21 protein-coding genes are annotated in these 25,797 nt (G+C 51.4%); 14 read left to right on the forward strand and 7 right to left on the reverse strand.

Annotation, left to right across the window (positions count from 1 at the left end; translation table 11 throughout):
* Positions 1 to 71: 71 nt before the first annotated feature.
* Complete coding sequence (locus JYB85_RS04330) at positions 72 to 611, forward strand: hemerythrin domain-containing protein (protein ID WP_207322186.1); 540 nt, start codon at positions 72 to 74, stop codon at positions 609 to 611.
* A 50-nt stretch (positions 612 to 661) separates the two neighbouring features.
* On the opposite strand, the gene JYB85_RS04335 is transcribed toward JYB85_RS04330, so the two are convergent.
* The 5 genes from JYB85_RS04335 to JYB85_RS04355 all read right to left on the reverse strand — a co-directional run bounded on the left by JYB85_RS04335 (position 662) and on the right by JYB85_RS04355 (position 7,535).
* The gene (locus JYB85_RS04335) at positions 662 to 847 is read right to left on the reverse strand and encodes a DUF3545 family protein (RefSeq protein WP_207381208.1); all 186 of its coding nucleotides are present in this window, start codon (positions 845 to 847) and stop codon (positions 662 to 664) included.
* 183 nt (positions 848 to 1,030) lie between these two features.
* Positions 1,031 to 2,668: a glucose-6-phosphate isomerase gene (pgi, locus tag JYB85_RS04340; RefSeq protein ID WP_207381209.1), complete on the reverse strand. Its 1,638-nt coding sequence runs from the start codon at positions 2,666 to 2,668 to the stop codon at positions 1,031 to 1,033.
* A 17-nt stretch (positions 2,669 to 2,685) separates the two neighbouring features.
* Positions 2,686 to 3,642: a transaldolase gene (gene tal, locus JYB85_RS04345; protein ID WP_207322189.1), complete on the reverse strand. Its 957-nt coding sequence runs from the start codon at positions 3,640 to 3,642 to the stop codon at positions 2,686 to 2,688.
* 186 nt (positions 3,643 to 3,828) lie between these two features.
* Positions 3,829 to 4,950, reverse strand: a complete 1,122-nt coding sequence (locus tag JYB85_RS04350) for an OmpA family protein (RefSeq protein WP_207381210.1) — start codon at positions 4,948 to 4,950, stop codon at positions 3,829 to 3,831.
* Between the two features lie 218 nt (positions 4,951 to 5,168).
* Positions 5,169 to 7,535: a phosphoketolase family protein gene (locus JYB85_RS04355; protein ID WP_207381211.1), complete on the reverse strand. Its 2,367-nt coding sequence runs from the start codon at positions 7,533 to 7,535 to the stop codon at positions 5,169 to 5,171.
* Between the two features lie 396 nt (positions 7,536 to 7,931).
* Here JYB85_RS04355 and JYB85_RS04360 point away from each other — a divergent pair, with 396 nt between their 5' ends.
* Positions 7,932 to 9,377: an alanine/glycine:cation symporter family protein gene (locus JYB85_RS04360; RefSeq protein WP_207381212.1), complete on the forward strand. Its 1,446-nt coding sequence runs from the start codon at positions 7,932 to 7,934 to the stop codon at positions 9,375 to 9,377.
* Positions 9,378 to 9,477: 100 nt separating this feature from the next.
* Positions 9,478 to 10,251 carry a peroxide stress protein YaaA gene (gene yaaA / locus JYB85_RS04365; protein ID WP_207381213.1) on the forward strand — a complete coding sequence of 258 codons (774 nt, stop codon included), beginning with the start codon at positions 9,478 to 9,480 and terminating at the stop codon, positions 10,249 to 10,251.
* A 66-nt stretch (positions 10,252 to 10,317) separates the two neighbouring features.
* On the opposite strand, the gene JYB85_RS04370 is transcribed toward yaaA, so the two are convergent.
* Positions 10,318 to 11,739, reverse strand: coding sequence for a M28 family metallopeptidase (locus JYB85_RS04370; RefSeq protein ID WP_207381214.1), 1,422 nt, complete (start codon positions 11,737 to 11,739; stop codon positions 10,318 to 10,320).
* A gap of 134 nt (positions 11,740 to 11,873) precedes the next feature.
* Between JYB85_RS04370 and JYB85_RS04375 the strand changes: the two genes are divergently transcribed.
* Positions 11,874 to 12,170: an ArsR/SmtB family transcription factor gene (locus tag JYB85_RS04375; protein WP_207322195.1), complete on the forward strand. Its 297-nt coding sequence runs from the start codon at positions 11,874 to 11,876 to the stop codon at positions 12,168 to 12,170.
* 50 nt (positions 12,171 to 12,220) lie between these two features.
* On the opposite strand, the gene rpsT is transcribed toward JYB85_RS04375, so the two are convergent.
* Positions 12,221 to 12,487 carry a 30S ribosomal protein S20 gene (rpsT, locus tag JYB85_RS04380; RefSeq protein WP_207381215.1) on the reverse strand — a complete coding sequence of 89 codons (267 nt, stop codon included), beginning with the start codon at positions 12,485 to 12,487 and terminating at the stop codon, positions 12,221 to 12,223.
* A gap of 253 nt (positions 12,488 to 12,740) precedes the next feature.
* On the opposite strand from rpsT, the gene murJ reads away from it, so the two are divergent.
* From murJ to JYB85_RS04430, 10 genes are all read left to right on the forward strand, one after another.
* On the forward strand, positions 12,741 to 14,306 hold the full coding sequence (gene murJ, locus JYB85_RS04385; protein WP_207381216.1) for a murein biosynthesis integral membrane protein MurJ: 1,566 nt from the start codon (positions 12,741 to 12,743) through the stop codon (positions 14,304 to 14,306).
* A 57-nt stretch (positions 14,307 to 14,363) separates the two neighbouring features.
* Positions 14,364 to 15,299, forward strand: a complete 936-nt coding sequence (gene ribF, locus JYB85_RS04390) for a bifunctional riboflavin kinase/FAD synthetase (protein ID WP_207381217.1) — start codon at positions 14,364 to 14,366, stop codon at positions 15,297 to 15,299.
* 29 nt (positions 15,300 to 15,328) lie between these two features.
* Entirely contained in the window at positions 15,329 to 18,151 is a 2,823-nt protein-coding gene (ileS, locus tag JYB85_RS04395; RefSeq protein WP_207381218.1) for an isoleucine--tRNA ligase, read from the forward strand.
* Between the two features lie 9 nt (positions 18,152 to 18,160).
* Positions 18,161 to 18,676 carry a signal peptidase II gene (lspA, locus tag JYB85_RS04400; protein WP_207381219.1) on the forward strand — a complete coding sequence of 172 codons (516 nt, stop codon included), beginning with the start codon at positions 18,161 to 18,163 and terminating at the stop codon, positions 18,674 to 18,676.
* Between the two features lie 3 nt (positions 18,677 to 18,679).
* Positions 18,680 to 19,099: an FKBP-type peptidyl-prolyl cis-trans isomerase gene (gene fkpB / locus JYB85_RS04405; protein WP_207381220.1), complete on the forward strand. Its 420-nt coding sequence runs from the start codon at positions 18,680 to 18,682 to the stop codon at positions 19,097 to 19,099.
* Positions 19,100 to 19,117: 18 nt separating this feature from the next.
* Positions 19,118 to 20,047 carry a 4-hydroxy-3-methylbut-2-enyl diphosphate reductase gene (gene ispH, locus JYB85_RS04410; protein ID WP_207381221.1) on the forward strand — a complete coding sequence of 310 codons (930 nt, stop codon included), beginning with the start codon at positions 19,118 to 19,120 and terminating at the stop codon, positions 20,045 to 20,047.
* 223 nt (positions 20,048 to 20,270) lie between these two features.
* Positions 20,271 to 20,834 (forward strand): type IV pilus modification protein PilV, encoded by a 564-nt coding sequence (gene pilV, locus JYB85_RS04415; RefSeq protein WP_207381222.1) that lies wholly within the window; start codon positions 20,271 to 20,273, stop codon positions 20,832 to 20,834.
* A 9-nt stretch (positions 20,835 to 20,843) separates the two neighbouring features.
* Positions 20,844 to 21,821, forward strand: coding sequence for a PilW family protein (locus tag JYB85_RS04420; protein WP_407695874.1), 978 nt, complete (start codon positions 20,844 to 20,846; stop codon positions 21,819 to 21,821).
* A gap of 10 nt (positions 21,822 to 21,831) precedes the next feature.
* A complete protein-coding gene (locus JYB85_RS04425; RefSeq protein ID WP_207325598.1) occupies positions 21,832 to 22,263 on the forward strand; it encodes a pilus assembly PilX family protein in 432 nt (143 codons plus the stop codon).
* Between the two features lie 2 nt (positions 22,264 to 22,265).
* Entirely contained in the window at positions 22,266 to 25,793 is a 3,528-nt protein-coding gene (locus JYB85_RS04430; RefSeq protein ID WP_207381223.1) for a pilus assembly protein, read from the forward strand.
* Positions 25,794 to 25,797 lie beyond the last annotated feature (4 nt).

The following is a 25,797-nucleotide window of genomic DNA, read 5'->3' on the forward strand; positions in this document are numbered from 1 at the left end:
CTATAGTGGGTAAAGTGACCACTATTGACTAGTATTTAGTTTATAAGCTTATGCCGGCGCAGGAGATGCCTATGCTTAACCGATTGATGCGGGACCATAAACACATTGCCATACTTCTGAAGATATTGAAGAGCAAGGTACTCAAACTGGAAGAGGGGGAATACGTCAACTTTAATCTGGTACGTGACGTTATTGAGTACATGCAGGGTTACGCCGAGCACAGTCATCATCCTCTGGAAGAGATTATTTATGACTATTATCTCAAGGCCAATCCGGAGCAAAAGCGCATCAACCGCTTGAGTGAGGAGCATGCCCGTCTGGTGGAAGCCTCTGGCACCCTGATGGCGACACTGAATTTAATTCTCAATGATGTGGTAGTTGCCAAGGATAAGCTGATTTCCGAGCTGAAAAACTACGTTCAGATGCAGGAACATCACATGTTGTTCGAAGAACGGGAGATTTTTCCGCAGCTTACTTTTGCCTTGAGTGACAAGGACTGGGCTACTATCAATGAACTGTGTCTGCAGAAACTGATAGATGACCCGTTATTCAGTGATAACGACAATCAACTATTTGATGAACTGAGAAATTATTTGGCAGTTGCTGAATAGCAGCCATTAAAAAGAGCGCCGGTTGGCGCTCTTTTTTTTTTCAGGATACATCAGACCATCAAACTGTCGATATCGTAATCGAAATTACTGTCTATATCCTGCAGCTCTTTGAGCAGACGGTGCTTGTCCTTCAGCGCCTCTATCTCTCTCCACTTACGCTTTTTGGTACAGCCCTTGGAGCGATTTGGTCTTTCAACGACTTCATCTAGCGCACTACCATAGTCTAAACGATCCATGGCAACCTCCTGTTGTTGTGTGTTTTGTCAGCAACTAAATACCACAATAGAGGAATAGGGTGCAAGATTTGTGTTTCAATTATGTTAACTGCAGGTGACGTCTGGATGAAATCTTGTTGTTTGTTAGGTGGTTAGTGTAACGCATTGAAAAATAAGGCCAGCATGTGCTGGCCTTATTTGATGTTACAGGTGTCCCTGGCGGAAAAGTCGGATCAATCTATTGCTGGAACCATCAAGATCGGTACTTTCTTCTGCCGCACCAAGCCGTGCCAGCACATCATTACCCAGGGTTTTGCCGAGCTCGACTCCCCACTGATCGAAGGAGTTGATTTGCCAGATAACCCCTTGCACAAAGGTACGGTGTTCGTACAGGGCGATAAGAGCGCCCAGAGTCTGGGGAGTCAACTTATCCATTAACAGGGTATTGCTGGGCTTGTTGCCATCCATCACTTTATGACGGGCTATTATGGCCTTGTCCTGGTCACTGAGCTTGCTGCCGGCAAGTTCTGCCAGAGCCTCTTCAAAGGTACGTCCCTGCATCAGCGCCTGGGTCTGACCAAAACAGTTGGAGGCCAACTGTGCATGGTGTTCACCCAGGGGATTGTGGCTTTGCAGTGGCATGATGAAGTCTGCCGGAATAAGGGCTGTACCTTGATGCAACAGCTGGTGATAAGCGTGTTGGCCATTGGTACCTTCACCACCCCAGATCACCGGGCCGGTATTGAAATCTACCCGCTCACCATCGAGGGTGACAGATTTGCCGTTACTTTCCATATCCAACTGTTGGAAGTAGGCCGGCAAACCGCGCAGGTAATGATCATAGGTCAACACCACATGGGATTGGGCATTGAAAAAGTTGCTGTACCAGACCGACAGCATGCCCATAATCACCGGCATGTTCTGTGCCAGTGGCGCTTCGACAAAATGCCTGTCCATGTCTCTGGCGCCCTGCAGCAGGGCACGGAAGTTGTCCATCCCCACCATCAGCGCTATGGGCAGACCAATGGCCGACCAAAGCGAATAACGGCCGCCGACCCAATCCCACATGGGAAATATATTGGCCTCATCCATGCCAAAGGCGGTGGCCTTGGCGACATTGGAGGTGATGGCGGCAAAATGCTTGGCGATATCCTGCTGACTGCCACCCTGACTCAGGAACCAGTCGCGGGCGCTGAGGGTGTTGGTCAGGGTTTCCTGGGTGCCGAATGACTTGGACGACATCAGGAATAGGGTGGTTTCCGGATCCACCAATTTGAGCTTTTCCACCAGGGAGGTGGCGTCGACGTTGGCCACAAAGTGACACCGGAGTTTACCGCTCCAGTAGGGACGCAGCGCCTGGGTGGCTATCTTGGGACCAAGAAAAGAGCCGCCAATACCAATGCTGACAATGTCGGTAATGGCCTTGCCGGTATAACCGCGCCACTCACCCGAGGTGATGGCTTCAACAAAGGCCTCCATCTTGGCCAGTGTCTGTTGTACTTCGGGCACAATATTTTGGCCGTCGACATCAATTTCACTGTCGGCGCTGGCTCGCAGCGCGGTATGCAGGACGGCCCGCTGTTCAGTGGTGTTGATGCGTTCACCGGCAAACATGGCGCCTATCTTGTCCTTGAGACCGGCGCTTTGGGCCATGGCCAGCAAAGACTGCATCACCTCTGTGGTGACCCGGTTTTTTGAGTAATCCAGCATCAGGCCTGCTGCCGATACCGACATGGCTTCGGCACGCTTGGGGTCCTCGGCGAACAGGCTACGCATATGTGGCAGCTGTTGGCTGAGGCGTTGCAATGTTTGCCACTGGGGATAGCTATTCATCACTGTCATTGATTCACTCCCTGAAATCAGTCGGCCAACTTGGCCTTGAGCATGTCTTCGAGCTTGCCCTGATCTATGGCGAAGTTACGGATCCCTTCGGCCAGTTTGTCGACGGCCATGGCATCCTGGTTGAATTCCCAGCGGAACTGGGCTTCGGTCAGGGGATCTGCTGGTTGTTCAATGCTGGTGGCGGCGGACAGTTTGCGCACCACTGGGGTGTTGCTGTTGGCCAGTTCTTCCAGCAATGAGGGGCCAATGGTCAGGCGATCGCAGCCCGCCAATTCGATGATTTCGCCGGTATTGCGGAAGCTGGCGCCCATCACCACGGTGTCGTAACCATGGCGCTTGTAATAGTTGTAGATCTCGGTCACCGAGACCACGCCCGGGTCTTCGGCCGCGCTGTAGTCCTTACCTGTGCTCTTTTTGTACCAGTCAAGGATGCGACCGACGAAGGGAGAGATTAAAAATACCCCTGCCTCGGCACAGGCGCGGGCCTGGGCGAAGCTGAACAACAGAGTCAGGTTGCAGTTGATGCCTTCCTGCTCCAATTCCTTGGCGGCACAGATACCTTCCCAGGTGGAGGCCAGCTTGATCAGGATCCGTGACTTGTCTATGCCGGCATCCTGATAAAGCTTAATCAGCTTATGGGCCTTGGCGATAGAGCCTTGTTTGTCAAAGGATAATCTGGCATCCACTTCGGTGGAGATACGGCCCGGAACCAGTTTCAGGATTTCCAGACCGATATTGACCGCCAATTTGTCACCGGCATCTTCAATTTGTTGTTCCAAATCATCGCTTTGTGCCTGCGCCCAGGCCACGGCATCATCAATCAGGGGAGCATATTCAGGGATCTGGGCTGCCTTGAGGATAAGCGATGGGTTGGTAGTGGCATCTTCGGGTTGATAACGTTTTATCGCCTCAATATCACCTGTGTCCGCCACTATGGTAGTCAGTGACTTCAATTGCGCTAAGGTATTCGCCATGGATCTTATCCTTCTCAATGGGCCCGTTGGGCACAGAACTTCGCTCCTGATATTAGAAGCCATTTGAGTTCGATTTCCAACCGTTGATGAAAAAAAATTACCAAATTGAACTGAGTGTTTCAGCAGCCCCGTCCCAGTGATGAAAAAGCCACTGCTGGCAGTGGCTTTTAATCTAGACGATCTTTGTTACTTCAGTACTGCAACTTTTTCAGAACCTGTCACCACGGCTTCAACCCGACGGTTGGCGGCATGGGCCTCGGCACTGTTGCCGTCCATTACCGGCATGGTAATACCATAACCTTTGGCGGACACTCTTGAGGCTGCGATACCATACTTTTCAATCAGCACCTTGGCAGTAGCCTGGGCGCGCTTGTCAGACAGCTTCAGGTTGTAGTCGGGATTGCCCACGTTGGAGGCATGACCACCAATCTCAACGGTAGAACCTGGATGTTGGTTCATATAGTTGGCCAATTTTTCGATATCAGCATAAGAGTTGGGGTTGATGACCGAAGAATTGTTGGCAAAACGCAGTGAACCCAAGGTATAGGTGCTGACATCATTCTTGTAGATGGTGCAGCCTTTGCTGTCGACCTTGTGATTGGATGGGGTTGCGGGACATTGGTCCTGCTCATCGAATACGCCGTCCATATCACTGTCTTTGGGCTCTTCCTTCACCATGGGTACTGGAGCCGGTGTCGGCGCTGGTGCTGCCTTCTTGGACTCGCCGAAACGGTAGCTCAGTTCCAGACCCCAGTAATTGCTTTCCATTTCCAGGGTGTTGAAGGCGTCGTCATCCAGATTTTCATAGCGGCGGTATTTGGCTTGCAGCTTCAGATTCTCGGTCATTTGATAACCGACACCTGCGCCAACAAAGGGGGCTATGCCGCTGTCACTGTAATATTGGCTGCCCCATTGCTTGTTGTTATACAGCAGGTAATCCATGGCACCGGCTTCGGCTGACAGACTCCACTTTTCGGCGATGGGGAAAAAGGCCACCAGGCCCAGGCTCAGGCCACGGGCGCCGACATCGTTGAGCACGTTGCTGTAATCGATCCATTCGGCGCGGCCCAGATCGCGATAGCCCAGTTCAACACCGAAATGTTCATTAAACAGGAAACCACCAAACACATCCCAGGCATAGGGATCATCTTCACCACAGGTCAACATGGTTTTCTGATCGCAATTGGGTTCGTAGTTATTGATACCTAAACCTGCACCCGCATACCAGGGGCTGAGGCCGTCTGAAGCACTGGCTCCGAGGGGCAGTGCCGATACAAGCAGTAATACTTTCAATGCGTTGTTCATCATTAATCTCCAAATCCATTGTTATGTGGCTGTGCCAGTATGCTCGGTGAGCACGGTCCGCACTTGTGCTGGCGCTTTCCTGATATATTTAGCGGACCCTGATTATTATCGTTCCCAGGCGGGCTTTGCGCCATATAGAGAGGGGCAAATTGATGATAATCATAAAAAAAGCACCCATTTGGGTGCTTTTATACTAACCTGTTTTACCAGATGTTAACAACTCAGCGGGTCCAGACCCAGTTTTCGATGTAGCTGGGGTCGACACCATTGGCCTTGATGTAGTTCTTATGGTCTACCAAGCGCTGCAACATATCTGTGGTGATGGCCACGTGTTGGGTTTCATCAATCACACCTTGCTGGAACAGTTTGTAGGCCATATCTATCACCAGGTGATAACGGGAGGTACCGTTACGCACGCCCATGTCGAATGGCGTGGTGGTAGAACCTTCCTCTTCGTAGCCTTTGATGCGGAATCGACGGCTGCCCTTGTAATCAAAGATCAGTTTCTTGATAGTGTTGGGATAGCCATGGTAGTTGAACACCACACCTTTATCTTTGGTGAAGATCTCATCCATCATCCAGGGCTTTTCCTGGAACTTACGGCTGCCAAGACCATTGGAGTTGAGTTCCGACACGCTGACAAAGCGGATCCTGACCCTTGGCAGCAGCTCGCGGATCAACACCAGCGAGGCCATACATTCCTGAGTAACATAGTCACCACAGCCGGCCAGCACCACGTCCGGATTATCATCGGAGGCGAAGTCCCACACCATGATGCCGTCTTTTGCCTGCTTGCGGGCTTCATCCAGGGTCAGCCATTGCGGCAGGTCTTTCTTGCCCGCTACCAGAATGTTGAGCTTGTCACGGTCACCAAAGGCACGCTCGGTGTAAACCAGGGTGCTGTTGGCGTCGGCCGGCAGATAGGCCGAGATAATCTCAGGGTGTTTCTCCAGCATGGCGCCCAGGAAGGACGGATTCTGATGCGAGTAACCGTTGTGATCCTGACGCTCCAGCAGTGATGACAGCACCACGTTGCACGATGGCAGCGGCTTGCGGAAATGTACTCCCTGACTGGCATAGACATACTTACAGTATTGGTCGGCCATGGAAGACACCACCTGAGAGAAGGCCTCATAGGTTGGGAACATGCCGTGACGACCTGTGACTGTGTAGCCGTGCATCATACCGAACAGCAGGTTCTCCGACAGCAGTTCCATCACCCGGCCATCACGGGTCATATCAACGTCCCAGCTCTCGATGGGCCATTGCCAGGCACGATCTGTCTCTTCGAATACCGCCTGCAACTGGTTGGAGTAGGTTTCGTCGGGGCTGAATATCCTCAGGTTGCGTTGATCGCGGTTCAGTTTGAAGGCATCGCGCATCCACTCGCCCATCTTGTTCATGGAGAAACCGCGATGTCCTCTTGGTACTTCAGGACCGTAGGCCAGTTTGGTCAGATCCGGTGTGGACAGGGCGCGCACCATTTCGCCACCGTAGGACAGTTTCTGGCGACCGCAGCTCAATTCCTTGGGCGGGATCAGCGACTGAATGTCCTTGTCGAAGATCAGTTCACCCTGTTCATTCATATGGTACAGGTCGCTGAAACCGTAACTTGCCAGCCACTTGTCCAAGGCTTCCAGATGCCCCTTGTCGGTGGCGCATTTATTGACAATGACCTGGTGCGATTCGCAGTTGCCTTCCAGCTTTTTGCCCTTGTCTTCGGCAACGCCGGTCCAGCCCTTGGCGGTACGCATCAGGATCACCGGCCAGCGGGGTTTGCACACGTCTTCACCATTGCGGGCGCGGGTCTGAATGTCATTGATCATGGCATAGGACTGATCCATGGCGTTGGCCATTTGCACATAGACGTCTTCTTCGCCCTGGTCGTCCACTATGATGGGGAAATAGCCCAGACCACGGAATTCCAGATCCAGTTCTTCGTGACTCATACGACCCATGCGGGTTGGACCTGAGATCTTGTAGCCGTTGATATGTACAATTGGCAGTACCGCACCGTTGGTGGCCGGATTCACCAGGCGGTTGGCGTACCAGGATGCCGCCAGGGGGCCGGTTTCCGATTCACCGTCGCCGACCAGTACAGTGGCAATCAAATCCGGATTATCAAGCACAGCGCCCCAACCCACTGACAGGGAATACCCCAGCTCGCCGCCTTCAAGGATTTGTCCGGGAGCTTCCGGGTTGGCATGGGATGGATAACCATAGGCTGCTGAAAATTTCTTACAAATGTCTTCGATGCCGGTTTCATTATAAGGAATGGTTTCCGGATAGAAGTGGCTCAATGAACCTTCAATGAACAGGTTGGCCTGAACCGCGGGGAACCCGTGGCCTGGGCCGACGAGATAAAGGAACGGACGCTTGTGTTTGACAATAAGGCGGTTAACGTTGGCGTACACAAAGTTAATCCCGGGACAGGTACCCCAGTGCCCAAGCAGTCTGGGCTTGATGTCACTGTGGGCCAATGGACGTTTATGCAAAACGTTTTGTTTAAGATAAATCTGTGACGTGGCCAGGAAGTTGGTGGCACGCACATATTTTTTCAGGGCGGTAATCTCATGCTGCTGTGTCATGGTAAGCCTCTTACTGCACAAAGATGATTAAAGTGAACTGGATTGCTTGGCGGTAACTATAGTTGTAATTAAATTACAAAAACGTGTCCTACCTCCAATTTTGCTCAGAATAATTGTCTGCTAATGCCTGGTTGCGCGGTTGTAATGGTTGTGTTTTGCAGTATTTAACAGTAGTTATTTGGTGGATTTTTGCCTGCGTTAGTCGATGCTGTGGCATTTAACTGTGAGCTTGATCACAAGGTGATTTTCCAATACTGTGCTACTTTGCAGCGCCCGGCGCGCCCATGGTTGAACGCCAGGTCTTTATCAGTCCTGTACAACAATAGATAAGCTGTTCAGCCTGTCATACATCGGCCCCTGGAGACCGGTGTTTTCATTGGAAAGAAGCAGAATCCCATGTTAGAAACCATAGTGAATTTTTTGAACGCTCTGTTGTGGGGCAAATTGTTGGTGTACGGCCTGGTTGGTGCAGGTTTGTATTTCACGGTCAGGCTGGCTTTTATTCAGCTCACCCATTTTCGTCATGGGATCAAGGTATTGACCATCAGCCGCCAGGGCGGTAACAGCGGCTTGTCATCATTTCAGGTGTTTTGTACCAGCATGGCTGCAAGGGTTGGGGCCGGTAATATGGCCGGTGTTGCCGTTGCCATTGGGACTGCGGGTCCTGGTGCCGTGTTTTGGATGTGGGCCATTGCCGTTCTGGGTATGGCAACGGCGATGATAGAGTCCACCCTGGCGCAGGTATATAAGATACGGGACGAGGATGGACAGTTCCGCGGTGGCCCTTCCTATTATATGGAAAAGGGACTTGGACAGCGTTGGATGGGCGTGCTGTTTTCCTTGTTTCTGATCCTGGCCTTTGGCCTGGTCTTCAATGCGGTACAGGCCAATACCATCAGCGGTGCCATGGAGCAGGTGTTTGGTGTTGATCCCCTTTATGTTGGCAGCCTGACAGTGCTGGCCAGCGCCTTTGTTATCATGGGCGGGCTGCGCAAGGTTGCCAGAGTGTCTGAGATCATTGTGCCTTTTATGGCCTTGGCATACATAGCCATTGCACTGTTTGTGGTCTTCTCCAATCTGGAGAAGCTGCCGGAAGTCTTTGAGCTGGTTATCAAGAGCGCCTTCGGCTGGCAGGAGGCTGTCGCCGGTGGTGTGGCCTACAGTGTGGCTCAGGCCATGCAGGCCGGGATCGCCCGGGGGCTGTTTTCCAACGAGGCCGGTATGGGCAGCGCCGCCAACGTGGCCGCCAGTGCCACGCCAAATCCCAACCATCCCGCATCCCAGGGCTTTGTTCAGATGATGGGCGTCTTTTTCGACACTATTGTTATCTGTACGGCCACCGCGGCAATTATCTTGCTTGCCGGGGATACCGGGGCTGAAGGTGACGGCATCAGGCTGACAATTGAGGCACTCACCAGTCATGTGGGCGACTGGGGTGCCACCTTTATTGCCGGTGCCATACTGCTGTTTTGCTTCACCTCCATTATTGCCAACTACTCCTACGCCGAAACCAACGTGATGTTCCTTAACGGCAACAGCAAAAAGGGCCTGATGTCTTTTCGTGTGCTGGTGTTGGGTATGGTGATGTTCGGTTCCCTGGCGAAGATTTCTCTGGTGTGGGATCTGGCCGATGTGTCCATGGGCCTGATGGCAATAGTCAATATTGTCGCCCTGGTGATGTTGTCGGGACTGGCTATCCGGGTGATTAACGATTATCGCCAGCAACTGGCCAATGGCGAGATGCCGGTATTCGATCGCCGTAAGTTCCCCGAGCTGGAAGGACAGCTGGGAGAGGGGGTCTGGAACGATGAACCTAAGAGTTCAGTTGCCGATCCTGCCTGATTAGGCGATTGCGCCAATCGAATCAACCACGCTTTCGGGCGTGGTTTTTTCATCTCGCGTCAGTATCATAATGGTTACGCAGTCAATAAGAGAGAAAACCATGCTTGTCCTTGTATCTCCAGCCAAAACCCTGGATTACGACAATCCGGCCACTACATCCAGGTACAGTTTGCCCGACTTGCTGGATCACAGTCAGGAACTGATTGAGGTCTGTCGTACCCTGACACCCGCCGATATTGCCAGTTTGATGAAGGTCAGCGACAAGATTGCCGGATTGAATGCGGCCCGATTTGCCAGTTGGAGTCGGGACTTTACGCCGGAGAATGCCAAGCAGGCGCTGTTCGCCTTTCGTGGGGATGTTTATACGGGCCTGGATGCCGACACACTGACCGATACCGAATTGGACTACGCCCAGCAGCATCTGCGTATCCTTTCGGGGCTCTATGGTCTACTCAAACCCTTGGATCTGATGCAGGCCTATCGTCTGGAAATGGGCAAGCCACTGGCCAATGGACGTGGGAAAAATCTCTATGAGTTCTGGGGCGATATCATCACGGATAAGATCAATGAACAGCTTGCCGCTCAGGGGGATGATATTGTGATTAACCTGGCATCAAATGAATACTTTAAGTCGGTTAAGCCCAAGCGGCTGAACGGCACCTTGGTGACACCCGTGTTCAAGGATGGCAAAAACGGTCAATACAAGGTCATCAGCTTTTTCGCCAAGCGGGCCCGCGGCATGATGACACGTTTTATTCTGCAACAAAGACCGCAACAGATAGCCGATCTGCGCTGTTTCAACAGCGGTGGTTATTATTACTGCGAAGCCCAGTCCAGCGAGTTTGAGCCCGTATTCCTGCGGGAAGAACAATAAGCTTCCTGGCCCGGATAAAAAAGCGCTGCATTGGCAGCGCTTTTTTTGTGGCAGCTTAGGCCTGACTTATTTCTGTACCACTTTATTTTTTGCTGCCGGAATTGGCCGCAATTCAATGTCTGAATTGGCCATCAGATAGGCAAATTGAGCGTATGCCGCCACATTCTGGGCCAGGGCCTTGGGATCTATTTTGTCCAGGGTATCGTTTGGCGTGTGGTGGAAATCGAAATAATCGCTGCCATCTTGCCGTAGAGACGCTACCGGCACACCCAGCTCCGGCAGCATTGACACGTCAGGCCCTCCAGAGGCCTGATTATTACCGGCGGCCACGCCAATCTTGGCCATCTCGGCACTGAGCTCAAGCACCTGTGGCAACGCCTTGTCATTAACTTTCCAGTCCAACTGGTAAATCCTGCCGGCGCCAAAGTCTGATTCTGCGGCAATATAGTGTTTGTCCATTTCAGCGGCATGGGCCTTTGCATAGGCTTTCCCACCGATCAATCCCAACTCTTCTGCGGCGTAAAGTACCACCCGTACGGTTCGGGCCGGTTTCCGTGGCAGATCCTGAATAAGTTTGCCGGCAGCGGTCACAATGGCGACGCCTGCACCATCGTCAATTGCACCGGTTCCTTCATCCCAGGAATCCAAATGGGCGCCAATCAGTACGATTTCATCGGCCTTGCTGCTGCCGGTTACCTCGGCAATGACATTGTAGGATGTGGCTTCCCCTTGGGATTGCGGGGACAATTTAAGCGACAGCACCACCTTGGGGTCGCGCTTCAGCATGGCCTCAATCAAATCCGCATCCGGATTTGATATGGCCGCGGCAGGAATTTTGTTGACCCCGTCCTGATAACGCATCATGCCTGTATGGGCCATGCGATCCGAATCCGTGCCAATGGAACGGATAATCACCGCCAAGGCGCCTTTCTCTGCTGCGACGATTGCACCCTTGGAGCGGCCGGGGACAGATTTACCATAGCCGGCGCCTGTCTTGGCTCTTTCGGTTTTATGGTCAATAAGGACTATCTTGCCTTGGACCTGTGCCATGTCTGCCGCTTTAAGCTCATCCAGGCTGGCAAAGCGAATGATCTCGGCTTGGATGCCTTGTTCCGGGGTTGCCACGCTGCCACCCAGCGCAGTGATCACCATTTTTTGAGGGAAAGGGGAGGTAATATTTGCCTGGGCATCACCACGTAGCCACACGGGCACAGTTACGGGTTCCTTGTAGACCCGGTCAAACCCCAGCTGCTTGAGTTTTGCCTCGGCCCAGGCCACGGCACGGGTATCGGCTTCCGAGCCCGGGAGCCTGGGGCCTACCTCCACCGTCAGTGACTCGACTATTTCATAGCCTAAGGAAGATGCCTGGGCCTGCTCGGCCAATTGACTGGCAAGTTGTTGAATCGAGTCTTCTGCTTGCACCAAATGGCTGAAAGAGAGGGCGGTGACAATGGCACTGGCAAGCAAGTGACGGGATAGGGATTTCATGGGTTTCCTCTGTTTTTATAAGCTAGGTCGCATTTTGGAGAACAATCTAGCAAAAAGTGTGCTTTATGTCCCGACTCTATCTGTAAGGCAACGCTATATTAGGCAGGGGTTAGTATTAGGAGAACCTGCTGGTAATGAACATAGAATTGATGCAGCAGCGAGCTGATAACGCGGTTGTGCTGCTAAAAGCACTCGCCAATGAAAGACGGTTGTTTATTCTTTGCCATCTGCTCAATGAGGGTGAGATGTGCGTCGGGGAAATGAACAAGAAACTCGGATTGAGTCAATCGGCGCTTTCCCAGCATCTGGCTTGGCTGAGAAAAGACAATTTGGTGACGACCCGCAAAGAGGCGCAGACGGTATTCTATTCACTCAAGAGTGATGAGGTTAAAGAAATCATCCACTTGCTGAATAATATTTACTGTCATTAAGCAGAAACAAAAAAACCGGCGTTAGCCGGTTTTTTTATAATGACGTCAGATTAAGCAGCCAGTGCTTTGATCTTGGCGTTCAGGCGAGCCTTATGACGGGCAGCCTTGTTCTTGTGGATCAGACCTTTGGTTGCCATACGGTCAACGATAGGCTGAGCTACAGCGAACGCTTCGGTAGCAGCTTTGTGGTCACCGCTCTTGATAGCAGCGATAACTTTCTTTACATAGGTACGCAACATTGAGCGACGGCTGGCGTTGTGCTGACGACGCTTTTCAGATTGAAGCGCGCGCTTCTTTGCAGACTTGCTATTAGCCAAGGTGCAACTCCTAAAAACTTGGGTTTATAACTTTTAAAGGCCGAGGAATATGCCTGCATTCTGCCATTTTGTCAATGACAATGATTGAATATCCATCATAAAGACAAATTAATCCAACCCGACTTGGCTATCTTCAACCCAACTCGTGTAAAATGTCGCGCAATTCTACCAGCATTTCGGGCTGGGTGACAGAGCCGGATGCGTTTTTCCGCGATTTCGCTGGCATTTTTCAGCACTTTCCAGGGGGCTCCATTTGAGCAGAAAATTGGTCAGGTCTGGCCTGATAGTCAGTGCCATGACTTTGATTTCGCGTGTGTTGGGTTTGGTGCGGGACGTGGTGGTCGCCAATTTAATGGGGGCGGGTGCCAGTGCTGACGTGTTTTTCTTCGCCAACAAGATCCCCAATTTTTTGCGGCGCCTGTTTGCCGAAGGGGCTTTTGCCCAGGCGTTCGTACCGGTTCTGACCGAATATCAGGAAAAACACTCCAGTGAGGAAACCCGGGAACTGCTGTCCAAGGTTGCCGGCACTCTGGGGGGACTGGTCACCCTGGTGACCCTGTTTGGCGTTGTGGCTTCGCCGGTGCTGGCGGCGCTTTTTGGTGGCGGCTGGTTTGTGGCCTGGCTTAATGATGAGCCCAACGGTGAAAAGTTCGAACTGGCATCGCTGATGCTGAAGATCACCTTTCCTTATTTATGGTTTATCACCTTTACCGCGTTGGCGGGATCGATTCTCAATACCCGCGGACGTTTTGCTGTCTCCGCTTTTACGCCGGTCTTTCTCAATATTGCCATTATCGCTGCAGCTCTGTGGCTGTCGCCACAGCTGCAGCGGCCTGAGCTGGGGCTTGCATGGGGCGTATTTTTTGGTGGTTTAATCCAGTTCCTGTTTCAGATCCCGTTTCTGCTCCGGGCCGGCGCTCTGGTGAAACCCTCCTGGGGCTGGCACCATCCCGGAGTGGTAAAAATCCGCACCCTGATGCTGCCGGCTTTATTTGGTGTGTCTGTGTCGCAGATAAACCTGCTGTTTGACACCTTTATTGCCTCTTTCCTCGTTACAGGCTCCATCAGCTGGCTTTATTACTCAGACCGGTTATTGGAATTCCCTTTGGGTTTGTTTGGCATTGCCATCGCCACCGTCATCCTGCCGGCCTTGTCCCGCAAACATGTTAACGATGAGGGCCACGAGTTCAGTCGAACCCTCGATTGGGGGATCAGGGCGGTGATCCTGCTGGGTATGCCGGCCATGACCGGCCTTATAGTTCTGGCCAAGCCCATGTTGATGGTGTTGTTTATGCGCGGTGCCTTCGATATTTCCGATGTAACCATGGCGTCCTACAGTCTGATGGCGTACGGTTCCGGCTTGCTCAGCTTCATGTTGGTCAAGGTGCTGGCTCCGGGGTACTATTCCCGTCAGGATACCCGCACCCCGGTGCGTTATGGCATAGTTGCCATGGTGAGCAACATGGTATTCAACATCTTGTTGGCCATTCCCTTTGGTTACGTGGGGCTGGCAATCGCCACTTCCATGTCGGCCGCGCTCAATGCCGGTCTGTTATATCGCGGCTTACATAAGGCCAGGGTATACAGTGCCGGTGCGGCGACCCTGATATTCTTGGCCAAGGTGGTCCTGGCCTGTCTGCTCATGGCGGCGCTGTTATGGTACTTGCTGCCACAGCAGACAGTGTGGCTGGAATGGTCTTTCAGCCACAGGGCCGGAGTTTTGCTGGGGCTCATAGGGGCAGGAGCCCTGTGTTATGCTATTGTGCTTTTGGCGACCGGTATCCGTCCCTGGCGGATGAAAGCGGCCGTTAAGGGCTGATTCTCTGTGGCGGCTGTTATATAATCCGCCAATTTACGTTGGCAGTTGTCTAATACGATGGAATTGATCCGCGGGATCCACAACATATTGCCGGCCCACAGGGGCTGTGTGCTGACCATTGGCAATTTTGATGGTGTACATCGCGGCCATGCGCAGGTTATTGCCAGTTTGGTGGAAAAGGCCGAACACTTTGGGCTGCCCGCCACCCTGATGACCTTTGAACCCCAGCCCCAGGAATTATTCCGTGGCGAGGATGCGCCGGCGCGCCTGAGTCTCCTGCGCGATAAGATAGCCTTGCTTGATGAGTTGGGTATCGACAGGCTGCTGTGTGTTAACTTCAACCGCAAGTTTGCTGATTGGCCGGCCGAATCTTTTATTGAAGATCTGTTGGTGAAACGCCTTGGTGTGCGCTACCTGGTGGTTGGCGATGATTTTTGTTTTGGCAAAGGTCGACTGGGCAACTTTGACATGCTGAGGCGTGCCGGTGAAAAGTTCGGCTTTGCGGTCGTAAACACCCACAGTTTTACCCTCGGCGATCAAAGAGTCAGTTCCACCGCTGTGCGTGAGCAGCTGGCCAAGGGGAACCTGGAGCAGGCACGGCGTCTGCTTGGCCATCCTTTTACCCTGTGCGGCCGGGTGGCCCACGGGCAGAAGCTCGGTCGCACCCTGGGATTTCCCACCGCCAATATCGCCATGAAGCGCAAGGTAGTGCCGGTGCGGGGCGTGTTTGCGGTGCGCTTGTGGTGGGACGGCAGTGACATTTATGATGGGGTGGCCAACATAGGTTTCAGACCTACGGTCAAGGGGCAGATGTGCCAGCTCGAAGTGCACTTGTTCGACTTTGACGGTGACCTTTACGGACGCAGAGTTGAAGTGGAACTGGTCGCCAAAATACGCGATGAACAGCCATTTGAGTCTTTGGATGCGCTGAAGAAACAGATTACGAATGATGCTGACAGGGCCATGGCGCTGCTTGGCGATGATGCAGGCTAATTGATAGCTTTATTAACGGTATAGGATCGATGAGCGACTATAAAAATACTTTGAATTTGCCGGAAACCGAGTTTCCGATGCGTGGAAATCTGGCCAATCGCGAGCCCGAAATGCTGGCCCGTTGGACCCAGGACAATCTGTACCAACAGATCCGTGACAGCCGCATCGGTCGCAAGCCATTCATTTTGCACGATGGCCCACCGTACGCGAACGGCAGCATTCATATTGGTCACTCGGTGAACAAGATCCTCAAGGACATCATCATCAAGTCCAAAACCATGGCCGGCTTTGATGCCCCCTATGTGCCGGGTTGGGACTGCCATGGTCTGCCTATCGAACTGAAAGTTGAACAGAAGGTCGGTAAGCCAGGACAAAAAATCTCTGCCGCCGAGTTCCGTGAGGAATGCCGCAAGTATGCTGCCGCCCAGGTTGACGGCCAGCGTGAAGACTTCAAGCGCCTGGGCGTGCTCGGCGATTGGGACAAGCCTTATCTGACCATGGACTTTGCCACCGAGGCTAACATAGTCCGTTCTCTGGCCAAGGTTATTTCAAACGGCCACCTGCACAAGGGCGTTAAGCCGGTGCATTGGTGTACCGATTGCGGCTCGGCACTGGCCGAGGCCGAAGTGGAGTACGAGGACAAAACCTCTCCCGCCATCGATGTGGGCTTCAGCGTTGCCGACAAGGCCGCTCTGCTGGCCAAGTTTGGCGTGTCTCACTATGACGCTGATATTTCCATGGTGATCTGGACCACGACCCCCTGGACCCTGCCCGCCAACCGCGGTCTGGCCATCAGCGCCGACCTGGATTATGTGCTGGTGTCTTTCACCAAGGAAGAGCATACCCGCGCCGTGATAGTTGCCGATGTGCTTCATGAAGATTGCGTGAAGCGCTATGGCGCCGAGTCATTTGACGTGCTGGGTAGTATCAAAGGCGCTGAGCTGGAGCTGATGCGCTTCAACCATCCTTTCCTGGACTTTGATGTACCTGTGATCCTGGGCGATCATGTGACCACAGATGCGGGTACAGGTGTGGTGCACACCGCCCCCGGCCACGGTCAGGACGACTTTGTCATTGGTCAGAAGTACGGCCTGGAAGTGGCCAACCCCGTTGGTGACAACGGTGTGTACAAGGCCGATACCCCTTTCTTTGCCGGCCAGCACGTGTTCAAGGCCAATGATAATGTGGTGGCGCTGCTGAAAGAGAAGGGCGCACTGCTGAACCATGTGGGCTATCGCCACAGCTATCCCCACTGCTGGCGTCACAAGACCCCAATCATTTTCCGCGCCACGCCCCAATGGTTTATCTCCATGGATAACCAGGGACTGCGCAGCACGGCTTTGTCCGAGATAGAAAAGACCCAGTGGATCCCGGATTGGGGCCAGAGCCGCATCGAGGCCATGGTGGCTAATCGCCCTGACTGGTGTATCTCGCGTCAGCGTACCTGGGGCGTGCCCATCACCTTGTTTGTGAACAAGGACACCGATGAGCTACATCCGGACAGCGTATCGCTGATGGAGCGCGTGGCACACAGAATCGAACAGCAGGGCATACAGGCCTGGTGGGATCTGGAAGAAAGCGAAATCCTGGGCGACGAAGCGGCGCAGTACCGCAAAGTCACCGATACCCTGGACGTGTGGTACGACTCAGGCTCCACCTTTGCATCCGTCGTGGCAGCCCGCCCCGAGTTTCATGGTCAGCCGGTGGACTTGTACCTGGAAGGTTCAGATCAGCACCGCGGCTGGTTTATGTCGTCCTTGATGATCTCCACCGCCATGAATGGCAAGGCACCCTATAAGCAGGTGTTGACCCACGGCTTTACCGTGGACGGCAAGGGCCGCAAGATGTCCAAGTCTATTGGTAACGTGATTGCGCCCCAGGAAGTGACCAATAAGCTGGGCGCGGACATCCTGCGTCTGTGGGTAGCGGCCACGGATTACAGCGGTGAGATGACGGTATCCGATGAGATCCTCAATCGCAGCGCCGACGCCTACCGCCGTATCCGTAACACAGGTCGTTTCCTGCTGGCCAACCTCAACGGTTTCGAGCCTGCCAGTGACATGATTGCCCTGGAAGATATGGTGGCACTGGATCGCTGGATGGTGCGCCGTGCCGACAAGCTGCAACAGGAAATCATCGAGGCATACGAGCAGTACAACTTCCACCTGGTGACCCAGAAACTGATGCAGTTCTGCTCCGTGGAACTCGGCAGTTTCTACCTGGATATCATCAAGGATCGCCAATACACGGCCAAGCGCGAGAGCCATGCCCGTCGTAGCTGTCAGTCGGCTCTGTTCCATATTGCCGAAGCCATGGTGCGCTGGATTGCGCCAATTCTGAGCTTCACCGCTGATGAAATCTGGCAACTCTTGCCGGGCGAGCGCGGGGCCTATGTGTTCACCGAAGAGTGGTACCAAGGCCTGGCGTCTGTGACTGTCGAAGGCGATCTCAGCGATGACTATTGGCAGCAATTGATTGCCGTGCGTGACGAAGTCAACAAGGAAATCGAACAGGCCCGTCGCGACAAGCGTCTGGGGGGCTCATTGGAAGCCGAAATCACCCTGTTTGCCGATACGGAGCTGGCGCAGAAACTGACTCACCTGGGTGACGAACTGCGTTTTGTGCTCCTGACCTCCAATGCCAAGGTTGAAGCCATAACCGCTGCACCAGAAGCGGCAGTGACTACAGACGTTGCCGGTTTGAAATTGCTGGTGGCCAAAACGGAAGCTGCCAAGTGTGAACGTTGCTGGCATCATCGTGAAGAGGTTGGCAGCATCGCTTCCCATGAAAGTCTGTGTCAACGCTGCGTGACCAACATCGAGGGAGAGGGTGAACAGCGTCAGTTCGCCTAAGGGATGACTATGTCACTGAAGTGGAGAGACAGCGGGCTGCGCTGGTATTGGGTTGTGGCCTTGGTCCTGCTGTTGGACCAGGCATCCAAACTCTGGGTCATAGCCAATTTTGAATATAGGGAAACGCTTAACCTGTTGCCCTTTTTCAATCTGACCTATGCCCGCAACACAGGTGCGGCCTTCAGTTTTCTGGCAGAAGCCGGCGGCTGGCAACGCTGGCTGTTTACCGCTGTCGCCGTGGGGTTCAGCCTGTTGCTGACCCTGTGGCTCAGGCGGCAACCCGCCACCATGTGGCGCTCAAATCTGGCCTACACCTTGGTCATTGGTGGCGCCATTGGCAATTTGATCGATCGTTTGCAGCACGGTTTTGTGGTGGATTTCCTGGATTTTTTCTGGGGAACCAGCCATTACCCGGCGTTTAACATTGCCGATTCGGCCATTTTCATCGGTGCAGGCCTTATCATCATAGACAGTTTTCGCGAGTCAAAGTCTGCCGGTAATGGCAACAAGGCCGCCAAGGAGTAATAGATGTCGGTGCGTTCCTTAGTGTGTCACATGAACATAGTGCTGGCGGACGGCTCTACCGCTGACAGCACCAAAGCCTCGGGTAAACCCGCCCGTCTCAATTTAGGGGATGGCAGCCTGAGTCCAGCGTTTGAGGAGCAGTTGGTTGGCTTGAAGCAAGGCGACAGCCATAAGTTTACCCTGGCACCGGAAGATGCCTTTGGCGCCGTAAATCCGGATGCCATTCACCATATGGATCGAAGCCGTTTTCCGGCAGACATGGTACTGGAGCAAGGGGTTATCCTGAGTTTCGCCGGCCCTGGTGGCAGTGAAATCCCGGGTATAGTCCGCGAGGTTGCCGGCGATTCTGTCACTGTGGATCTTAACCATCCCCTTGCGGGCCACACCGTGACCTTTGAGTTGGAAGTGGTTGAGGAACTGTAAATGAGTCAGGCGCCACAGATGAATATCCTTCTGGCCAACCCCCGAGGTTTCTGTGCCGGGGTCGACCGGGCCATCAGCATAGTTGAGCGGGCCCTGGAGCTGTTTTCGCCACCTATATATGTGCGCCATGAAGTGGTACACAACAGATACGTGGTACAGAACTTGAAGGACAGGGGCGCCATCTTCGTTGAAGAGCTGGATCAAGTGCCTGACAACAGCATAGTGATCTTCTCTGCACATGGTGTGTCCCAGGCTGTGAGAGCCGAGGCCAAGCGCCGCGGCTTGAAGGTGTTTGATGCCACATGTCCCCTGGTCACCAAGGTGCATCTGCAGGTGACCCGTGCCAGCCGTAAAGGTATTGAGTGCATCCTTATAGGTCATGCCGGACACCCTGAGGTGGAAGGCACCATGGGGCAATACGATAATTCTGAGGGCGGTGTCTACCTCATAGAATCCACAGAGGACGTGGGTAAATTGCAGGTTAAAGATCCGGACAACCTGTGTTTTGTTACCCAGACCACACTGTCGGTTGACGATACGCTCGATATCATTGCCGCATTGCAAAAACGCTTCCCATCCATTGAAGGTCCTCGCAAGGACGATATCTGTTATGCAACCCAAAACCGTCAGGATGCGGTGCGGTCTTTGTCTTCAGAGGTTGACTTGCTGATAGTCGTTGGCTCAAAGAACAGTTCCAACTCAAACCGCCTCAAGGAACTGGCTAAAAAGGCGGGCACAGCAGCGCATTTGGTGGATACAGCCGAAGATGTGGATCCTGATTGGTTTAGCGGGGTGAATAAGGTCGCGGTGACAGCGGGCGCGTCAGCTCCCGAGATACTGGTTCAGCAGGTGGTTAACGCTATTACCCTGATTGCGCCAAGCACTGTGGTTGAAGTGGAAGGACGCAAGGAAGATACCGTCTTCGCCGTTCCCGTCGAGCTCAGATAAGATGCAAAACTAATAAAAAGAGGCGCTTGCCTCTTTTTTTGTATAAAAACGCAGCCGAATATAATGAATCAATCTTTTAGATGCTATTGTTACTGGCAGCTAACATTCGACTCATCTATGATTAACGGGTAGTATGATGTTCTCTATCTAAGATTCGGATTTGCAAGGATAAATTGCCAGATTTTTTGTCAATAAAATGGCATTTTTCGGAGTTTTGACGCCGATGAAATACAGCAGGAATGGTTTTTCACTGATCGAAGTTTTGGTCTCACTGGTCATTCTGGTGATAGGCCTTATTGGCATATTCAATCTGCATACAGTGGCAAAACAAAGCAATTTCGAGTCTTTTCAACAAACTCAAGCCTCTTACTATGCTTCTGATATTGTCAGCAGAATGAAACTGAATCGCACTGAATTGGCCAATTATGCCGGTACCTATGACGGCACTATGGCAGATCCGGGGATATCATGTGATGTCGCCGTAGGGGCCAATGTTATTTGTACCAACGCGCAAACCCGGGCTTGGGATCTGTATCAATGGGGGCAGTTGTTCATTGGTTCAGCAGAAGAAACGGCAGCCGGCAATTTTGTTGGTGGTTTGGATAGTCCTATAGCTTGCATCAATGTCAATAATGCAACCGGTGATGTCACCGTCGTTATGACATGGCGAGGGATACGAAAAGCAAGTGATGGGGGGGCAAATGCTGCAGACAGTTTTGTGAAGGACTGTGGTAAAAAGGGTGACGCCAGGCGCCGGATTTTCGTTCTTAGCACTGCAATTATTTAGGTTTACACGATGAATTTGATGATGGATACCCATAGAGGCTTTTCCTTGGTTGAACTGATGGTGGCATCGGTGATAAGCCTTTTTTTGGCGCTGGGATTGTTCACTATGTTTTCCATGTCTCAGACAAATGTCACCACTACCAGTCAACTCGGGCAATTGCAGGAGAATGGCCGCATTGCACTTGCGTTAATGGAAAGAGATATCAGCCAGTTGGGATTTATGGGGGATATAACAGGGACTGATTTAATTGTTGGCAGTAATACCACCCTGGTGGGGGTTCCTCCCGCTGTTTTTAATGATTGTGTTGGTGCCGGTGCTAATAACGCTACATTTCCCGGGAATATATCCGCTCATTTCCGTAAGTTATGGGGCTATGAAAATGGAGTCAGTGCCAATTCGTTGGCCTGCCTGAATGGTGTTAAGGCGAGGACAGATGTCATTCAGATTAAGCGTTTGATTGGCCCCAGCGTAGTGAATCCTTCGGATGCAGGGCGCTTTTACATGGCGACCACATCAAATGAGGCAATTATCTTTCAAGGGACTGGGGCGCCGCCAGTGTTGGCCAGCGGCCGTTACTGGGAGTATCAGCATCATATTTATTTTATCGCCGACAATGCTGAGGGCATACCTGAGCTACGGCGAAAAACGCTATCTGCAACTGGACTTGGCAATGATGAACAGTTGGTGGAAGGCATTGAAAACATGCGCATTATGTACGGTTTTGATAATGATGGAGATGATGCCGCTGACAGTTATATGCCTGTGCAGAATGTCACTACATTGATGTGGGATAATGCATTGTTCCAGCGTTTGGTTTCACTGCGGATATTTTTATTGGTGAGGTCGACCGAAGAAGATGACAGCTATACCAATGATGTGACTTATACCTTGGGTGATAAGACAATAGCCGCGACTAACGATCATTTCAGACGTAAAGTCGTATCCACCACTATTGTGCTGGAAAATCCTGTGTTGATAAGAAATTAGGGACACTCAGATGAGAAAGCAGAAAGGTATTGTATTGTTCTTCTCCTTGATAGTGCTGATTATTATGACCGTTATTGGTGTGGCTCTGGCGGTTAATTCCGGACAATCGCTTAGAATGTCCGGCGCAGGTGCTGAAAGGGTCGAGGCGCTGGTGGCGGCTCAAGGAGCTCAGGACCGCTCGATTAACACACAGCAAGGGGCTGTCCTGGCAAATCTTAATGCTGCTGTGACTGTGGCAGATGGCACGTTGAATGTGAGTTCAACTATCGTTCCCGTACCTTTGGGGGATGTCAGTTGCCAAAGAAGCACCAAGGCGAACTCTGCTAACCTGATAAGTTGTCGACGTGCCGAAGTCTCAAGCACGATACAGTATGGACGTAATAACCTTGGGCAACTGACGGTTGTTGCTGGTATTGAACAAGAAGTGTTGACTGGGAGTTAATCATGATTATCAAACGTTTGGCATGTTTTGCCTTATTCACCATGGTTGGTATATCCAGTGGCACTTTTGCTGATGATACAGAGCTATACGTATTTGAGTCATCAAGTCGTACAGGAGCCAGACCTAAGGTTCTAATCATATTTGATAACTCTGGAAGCATGGCGACCTTGGAAGAGGATAATGCCAGTGCTTATGATCCCGATAGGGATCCTCCATACGAAGCGGTCGGAGGCGCCAATTCGTTCCAGGAGCGCATGGTTTACTACACCAAGGGCGGTTTGGATAACACAGCATTGCCCACGCCGGACAGTCCCTCCGAAGCACGTCGTTTTTTAATGGCAACCAATGGTTGCCACGTAAGCTGGGAAGCGTTGGCAAAGTATGGGCGTTTTACCGGTTACCTGCGTGAATATGTTACAAAAGGGAAAACCGGTACCTGGGAAGAAATTCCCGATAATAATGGCGCAAACATTGAAATACTGGACTGTTGGGAAGATATCGAGGCTGAAGACAGTAAAAATGCCCCAGGTGTAAATGACGGTTTTCCTGTTGATGGCAAGAAAGTATCGAATAATGCCGTAGCGTATAATTATGTTTTGGATCCTTCGAGCACGGCATGGAGCGATGCAATTGCTGCGGCAAAAAATACCTATTTTGGCACAGGTAAGGCAGTAACTCTTTTTACGGACAATTATTTACGTTGGTACACCTTGGTTCAAAGGGGAGAATTGCCGGTAGTTCCGAAGACCAGACTTGATATAGCAAAAGACTCCATTACCAGTTTTATCAATACCAATACCTCGGTGGACTTTGGTTTAGCTGTATTTAACATGAATTATGAAAAAGAAGGTGAACGTGATGGAGGCCGAATAGTTTCTGGTATCAGGCAGATGGCGAGTAGTAATAAGTCCAATTTGTTATCTACGATTGACCAACTACCTGCTGAAACCAATACACCTTTATGTGAAACATTGTTTGAGGCTTATAAGTACTTCTCCGGTGGTGCCGTAACCTTTGGTCACAAAGACAGTGATTACAATTTTACTAGAGGAGACAAATATGTTGGCAATAATCCCAGTTATGATACCAGCATAGAAAAAGATGGTTACTATATCTCGCCTTTTAAGGTTTGCCCCGATATTGCTTATGTTATTTATATAACAGATGGGGTACCAACGGTAGATAGCTTTGCTGATAGCAATGTAAAAACGTTAACCGCGACCGGAAGCAGTGATGGCGATTATTCCCCTTTCAGCGAAGGCTTAGCCACTGAAAGTTATCTGCCTGCTTTGGCAAGCTACATGTATCAGAATGATATAGTGCATAAATTAGATGCTGATGGTGTCGATCAAAAGCAAAATGTTGTTACTTTTACCATCGGTTTTAGTAAGGGCGCTGAGGATGCCGCCCCGCTTCTGAAAGAGACAGCTAAAAGAGGTGGTGGTAATTATATTTCTGCGACCAGTGGTATCGATCTCCAGAATGCGTTGGATCAGGCCCTTACTTCTATTCTCGCTATTGACTCCAGTTTCACGTCTCCAAGTATTGCGAGTAATAACTTCGACCGGACTCAATCCTTCAATGCCGCATACTTCGCCATGTTTTTACCCGGTAAAGGGCCTCGTTGGAGTGGTAATCTCAAAAAGCTCAAGGTTACCGATGGTGGAGATATTCTAGATAAATTTGGTACTACAGGACTTAATGCCGACAATAATATCTCCGAATTGGCATGTACCTATTGGTCTAAGTGTCTGTATTCAAAAGATGCCAACAAAGTGCAGGAAGGTGGTGTTGCGGAAGTGCTCAGAGCTGGCGCGAGTAGAAAGCTGCTTTTCAATGGCCCAAGCGGTATCACTCCCATGTCTTTGGCGTCGCTGTCGTTGGCCGCTGGTGACTTGACGGCCTTGGCAACCTACATGAAACAGGATGAGATTTCCTTAGCCAGCACAATAGAATGGTTAAGCGGAAAGGATGTGGATGACGATAACCACAACGGCAATCTGACGGAAATAAGGTCTGATGTGATGGGGGACCCACTGCATTCAAAGCCGCTGGCCATTAACTTTGGTTCTGAAGGGAATCCCGATATCAGGATTATCTTGGGTACCAACCAAGGTTTGGTCCATATGTTCAAGGATATGGATACCTCGGTAGAAGAGAGCTGGGCCTTTATGCCTTACGAGCTTTTGCCAAATGTCCCCAGGCTGAGAAAAAATGACGAAACCGGTGGCCATATCATTTATGGCATGGATTTGTCGCCGGTTTCCTATACTAAAACCGGAAGTAATGGTTTGGAGAAAGCTTGGGTATTCCTGGGAATGCGTCGTGGTGGATATTCCTATTATGCACTGGATATCACGAATCCGGATGATCCTAAGTTTATGTGGAGGATTTCAAATCAAACCAGTGGATTTAGTGATTTAGGGCAGACTTGGTCCGAGCCGGTTGTGACAACGATCCCTGGATATTCCAAGCCAGTGCTCATCATAGGTGGTGGTTATGACATTAGTTATGACTCAAGCCCCTCAACGGATCCACTTGGTCGATCAATATATGTAGTCGATGCTGAAACCGGAGCATTACTCCACACCTTCGGAGCGACTGGTGACACAGTGATTTCAGGATTGGCTGATAGCATTCCCAATGCTGTGGCTGTTTTGGACAGCAACAACGATGGCGTATCGGATCGCATTTATGCAACCGATCTTGGTGCCAATGTATGGCGCATAGATATGCCTGGTGCTGATAAAAGTACTTGGACTGCATTCAAATTTGCAGATTTGGGGGGGAGCACTGATTCCACCAATAGAAACTTTTTTGCTGAAGCCGCCATAGCTCAAACGGTATTCACGAACCTGTCAGTGACTACCACTACAGAAGGCGGGACTACCACCACGACACAAAGTTATCAGAATATTCCTTATGATGCGGTTGTCGTTGGTTCCGGAGACAGAACAAGACCTGCCTCGGATACAACAACCAACGATATGTTTTTCACCCTTCAGGATAGGAATGTAGTCACCAGGTCATTTGATGGCACAACGAATCCAATACCGCAGGCGATTACATTAGACGCTTTGTACGATGTCACTTCCAGCGGCATAGATACCGAAGCTGAGGAATTGGCATTCAGTAATAAGCTGGGCTGGTACTATGATTTTACAGCCGTTGGCGAAAAGTCGCTCTCAGCAGCTCTGATATTCAACGGCAAGGTATATTTCACTACTTATGTGCCGCCAAGTATTGCTGTTTCGGATACGGTTTGTAGTTCATCGGGAAGTGGTCGCCTGTATGTTTTTGACTTACATAAGGCAACGAGAACTCAAGCGTATATTGAGATAGGTGAGAGATTACCTGACTCTCCTCAGCCTATAGCCACTGAGGATGGTGTGTATATTATTGTTTGTACTGGGGCTGATTGTGATCAGACGACTATGCCTCCAACCGAGCCTCCTTCGGAACAATCGGATCTGGAAAAAGTGGGTGAAGGCCTGGGAGCCAATAAAATTTACTACCATGTGGACGAGTGATAAA

The organism is Shewanella sedimentimangrovi (assembly GCF_017354965.1).
Classification (GTDB): domain Bacteria; phylum Pseudomonadota; class Gammaproteobacteria; order Enterobacterales; family Shewanellaceae; genus Shewanella; species Shewanella cyperi.